Genomic DNA, 4,387 nt, shown 5'->3' with positions numbered 1-4,387 from the left:
GGTACCACCGCAACGACTCTCCCGTCCGCCGGCGTCGAGGGAGCGCCTACTGACGCAGCGCGCGGGCCCCGGGCGAGCAACGTCGATTCGTGCGAATCCAGCTCTGGAGATTCCGACCTGAGGGGCGCCGCGTGCTGCGGCGCCCCTTCGACGTACCGGGTCAAACGTACCATGCCGGTTTGCGGAAGATTCGTGAAAATCATCGCGCAGGTTCTTCTCGCAATCACGAACCAACGCGACCGATGACGCACTCACGATACAGTTCCGCCCGGCGCTTCACCGCCGCGCTCGCCTTCGTCCTGGCCGCCGGATGCACCGATGCCGGCTCCGAGCTCATCGCCCCGGCCGGGGGCAGCGCCGCCAAGGCCCGCGCCACCGTTCCCAGCGCGCCGCAGTCCGTGCAGGCCAGCGCCGGCGACGCGCGCGCCACCGTCACCTGGACGGCGCCCGCCAGCAACGGCGGCAAGCCCATCAGCAGCTACCGCGTGACCGCGCAGCCCGGCGGCGCCACGCTCACCGTCACCGCTCCGGCGACCACGGCCAGCATCACCGGGCTGACGAACGGAACCACGTACACGTTCACCGTCGCCGCGACGAACGCCGTCGGCACGGGGCCGGCCTCGGCGCCGTCGAACGCGGTGACGCCGCAGGCTACGACCACGCCGCCGCCGCCGTCCACGGGGCGCTGGGTGTCGGGCTACTACGTGGGCTATCAGCGCAGCCTGTATCCGCCCGAGGAGGTGGACTTTTCGCTGATGAGCCACATCATCGTCGGCCGCGTGCTGCCGACGTCCACGGGCGGGGTGCTGACGCACTTCGACATCAACGACGTCGAGGGCCCGGCCATGGCGCGCACCCTGAGCACGCGCGCGCACCAGGCCGGCAAGAAGGCCATCCTGATGCTGGGCGGCGCGGGCACCCACGCGCAGTTCGTGGGCGCGGCCTCGTCCAGCTACCGCTCCACCTTCGTCACCAACCTGCTGGCGACGATGGACGACCTGGGCTACGACGGCATCGACGTGGACTGGGAGCCCATCGAGGAGGCCGACAAGGCGCCCCTGCTGGCGCTGCTGCAGGAGTTGCGCAGCCGCCGCCCGGGAATGCTCATCACCATTCCCGTCGGCACGGTCAACAATAATTTCCCCGGCACCTACGACGCGTGGTATGCGCAGGCGGCGGCCGTCGTGGACCAGATGAACGTGATGAGCTACAGCATGTCTGGCCCGTGGCCGTACTGGGAGGTGTGGCACCACTCGCCCCTGAACGACGCGGCCACGTACCGCCCGGTATCCATCTCCAGCACGGTGCAGCGCTACCTGGGCGTGGGCGTGCCGGCGGCCAAGCTGGGCATCGGCATGGGGTTCTACGGCGCGTGCTGGAAGAACAACTACGGACCGCGCGAGCAGCAGAACGCCGGCACCGCGCTGGTGGCCGAGGACAACGTGATGAGCTACGCCAACATCATGACCCACTACTACGACGCTTCGGCGTACCGGTGGGACGCCGCCGCGGGCGCGCCCTACCTGACGTTCAGCGCGCCGAAGGGTCCGCAGGGCTGCAACTACATCTCGTACGAGAACGAGCAGTCCATCGCGGCCAAGGGCGAGTTCGCCCGCAGCCAGGGCCTCGGCGGCACCATCGTCTGGACCATCGGACAGGGGCACCTGCCCGCTGCACCGGCGGGGAGCCGCGACCCGCTGCTCGCGGCCGCGCACCAGGCGTTCCTCGCCCAGTAAGGCGGGGCGCGGAATGAGGATCGGGGCGCACGGGATCTTCCCGTGCGCCCCGAATGTCTTGCGCGGATGGACCTTCAGCATCTACATAGCCCTGTCAGCGACCGAGCCCCTGCTCCAACCCGTCCGTCTGGTACCGCATCGTCATCCCGAGTCCCGCGCCGACCCAAGATGGCAGAGTTCACCATCCGCGAAGCGACGTCCGACGACGCTGGGCGCATCAGCGCGCTGATCGCATCGCTCGCGCGCTACTTCCTCGCCGATCCGGAGCGCCCCCAGGACGCGGCGGCGTTCTTCGAGACGATCACGCCCGCGGCGATCACGGATTGCATTGCGAGCGGCCGCTATCGCTATCACCTTGCGGAAGCCGCGGGCGAACTGGCGGGCCTGGTGGGCGTGCGCGATGCCGGTCACCTGTATCACCTGATGGTCGCCGAGCCGTTCCACGGGCAGCGCATCGCGTCCGCGCTGTGGGAGGTGGCGAATAAAGCGGCGGCGGCGGACGGAAACACGGGCCGGTTCACGGTGAACTCGTCCATGAACGCCGTGCCGGTCTACGAGCGGTTCGGCTTCACGGCGACGGGTGCCGTGCAGGTTCAGAACGGCATCGCATTCATGCCCATGGAACTGCGCCGCGACTCGCCCGCTCGCGCGCTGGATGTTCGTGTCGCACAGGATCACCTTTCCCCGTCCCCTGAAACGCCATGGCCAAGCTGATTTCGCTGTACAACCACCCGACGGATGAGGCCGCGTTCGAGAAGTACCTTCAGGAGACGCACCTCGCCATTGCCCGGAAGATCCCTGGGCTGCGGTTCGTGGAGATCAGCCGCGGTCCCGTGATGACGGCCGAAGGTCCGGGCCCGTATCACCTGGTGCTGATCCTGAACTTCGACAGCATGGAAGACCTACACGCGGGGCTGAATACTCCCGAGGGCTCCGCGGCCGCCGCGGACGCGGCCGCGTTGGGCACGGGCGGCGTCACCGTCCTCGTCTTCGATTCGCAGCAGGTATGACGCCGTCCGCGGCATGGATGGGTGGACTTTTCGGAAACCGGAAGTGAGACGACGAGTCATGAGGAGTTGGATGGTGAAGGCGGTACCAGCCGGCGCCGCGCTGATGCTGGCCGGCTGCGCACCGGCCGCGAACACGGGCGGCGGACGGGCGGATGCCCCGGCACACGCGGCCGCGCCCGGGCTGCGGCCGGGTGTGCACGAGGTGCAGATCAACGGCGTGCGCCTGTGGTATCGCGTGGCGGGGCGGGCGCCGGCCGGCGTGGCGCCCGTCGTGTTCCTGCACGGCGGGCCCGGACAGGGAAGCACGCACTTCGACGAGCTCGCGGGCGACCCGATGGAGCGGTCGCTGGCGATGGTGTACCTGGACCAGCGCGGCAGCGGGCGCTCCGAGCGGCCCCCGTCCGGCGAGTACTCGATCGCGCTGCTGGTGGAGGACCTCGAAGAGCTGCGACAGCATTTGGGCGTGCCCCGGATCGGGCTGATCGGCCACTCGTTCGGGGCGCTGCTCGCGCTGGAGTACGCGAAGAAGTATCCCGCGAACGTGTCGGGAATCGTCTTCACCTCCGGCCTGTGGGATACGCCGTACCAGTGCCGCCTTCGCCTTCAGCGCGTCGCCGAGCTGCGCCCCGAAGCCTATGCGCGGGTGGCGGCAGACACGCTGGCGCGCGATGGCACCCGGCGGAATGACTGCGAACTGGAGTTCCAGGCGTTCCGCACCCGCGAAGAAAAGGCTGCGTACGATACCGAGATCATGTATCCGGACCCGGCGATCGAAGTGCGGATGGACAGCGTGAACGCGGCGCACGGCATCCGCAACACGGGCGAGCTGGGGAGGGCGATCTTCCAGGGCGGACTCCTGCAGTATCGATTCACCGCGTTCGACCGCATCACCATGCCCGTGCTGGTGATCGCGGGCTGGCACGACGGCGCCGCCCGTCCGGCCGGGCTGCGCGAGCTCGCCAGCCGCCTGCCGAACGCCCGCTTCGTGGAGTACGAGCGAAGCGGGCACTTTCCCTACCTGGACGAGCCGGAACGCTTCGCCCGCGAGACGGCGGCGTTCTTTTCTGCTACGGTTGCAAAACGCTGAGTTCTTGGCGATTCGCAGTAGTTCCGGCAACTGCTACACACTGCAGTGCCGGGACACCTTTCCTTGCTGAACGCGAGACATGGCGCGGAATCTGGACTAATCAGGGGAACAGGCGGTGTGGGATCGATGGATGGCGCGGTAGCTGCTACATCGAACACCGATGACGTTGGGCTGAGAACGCGGCGCCGCTGCCGACTCACGCGCCTCCTGGCGCGCCCCGCCCTTCGTTCCTGGAACCGCGCGCGGGCGAATCGGCACGCGCGCCTCCCCTCCCAGAACGCCGCGCTCCGGATGGCACCCGCCACTTCCGTCGAGAGGCGGCGGCCCATCTTCTCGCCGGCAGGACCCTCATGGCACATCCACGAATCACGATCGCGTCCGGACTTCTCCGCCCAGTGACAGCCCTCGCGCTCTTCCTCGCCGCCGCGTGCACCGCCGCCAGCCCCACGGAAAGCACTCAGCCGGACGGCCAGGCACTGGAGGCGCGGAAGTCCGCGCTTCCGAGCGCGCCGCAGTCCGTCCAAGCCGTGGCGGGTGACGCCCGCGCGACGGTG

The 4,387-nt window shown here is 69.0% G+C and carries 4 protein-coding genes; all 4 read left to right on the top strand.

The annotated features are described in order from the left end of the window. Positions 1–242: 242 nt before the first annotated feature. The 4 genes from VIB55_RS24730 (at position 243) to VIB55_RS24715 (ending at position 3,833) form a co-directional block, all read left to right on the top strand. Positions 243–1,736, top strand: a complete 1,494-nt coding sequence (locus VIB55_RS24730) for a glycosyl hydrolase family 18 protein (RefSeq protein ID WP_331879362.1) — start codon at positions 243–245, stop codon at positions 1,734–1,736. 168 nt (positions 1,737–1,904) lie between these two features. Next, positions 1,905–2,450 carry a GNAT family N-acetyltransferase gene (locus VIB55_RS24725; protein ID WP_331879361.1) on the top strand — a complete coding sequence of 182 codons (546 nt, stop codon included), beginning with the start codon at positions 1,905–1,907 and terminating at the stop codon, positions 2,448–2,450. Continuing rightward, on the top strand, positions 2,438–2,746 hold the full coding sequence (locus VIB55_RS24720; RefSeq protein ID WP_331879360.1) for an EthD family reductase: 309 nt from the start codon (positions 2,438–2,440) through the stop codon (positions 2,744–2,746). The genes VIB55_RS24725 and VIB55_RS24720 overlap by 13 nt, the downstream gene beginning before the upstream one ends. Before the next feature lie 70 nt (positions 2,747–2,816). Further along, complete coding sequence (locus VIB55_RS24715; protein ID WP_331879359.1) at positions 2,817–3,833, top strand: alpha/beta hydrolase; 1,017 nt, start codon at positions 2,817–2,819, stop codon at positions 3,831–3,833. Positions 3,834–4,387: the final 554 nt, after the last annotated feature.

This window comes from Longimicrobium sp. (assembly GCF_036554565.1).
Classification (GTDB): Bacteria; Gemmatimonadota; Gemmatimonadetes; order Longimicrobiales; family Longimicrobiaceae; genus Longimicrobium.
This window is presented reverse-complemented; position numbering and strand designations above follow the sequence as displayed.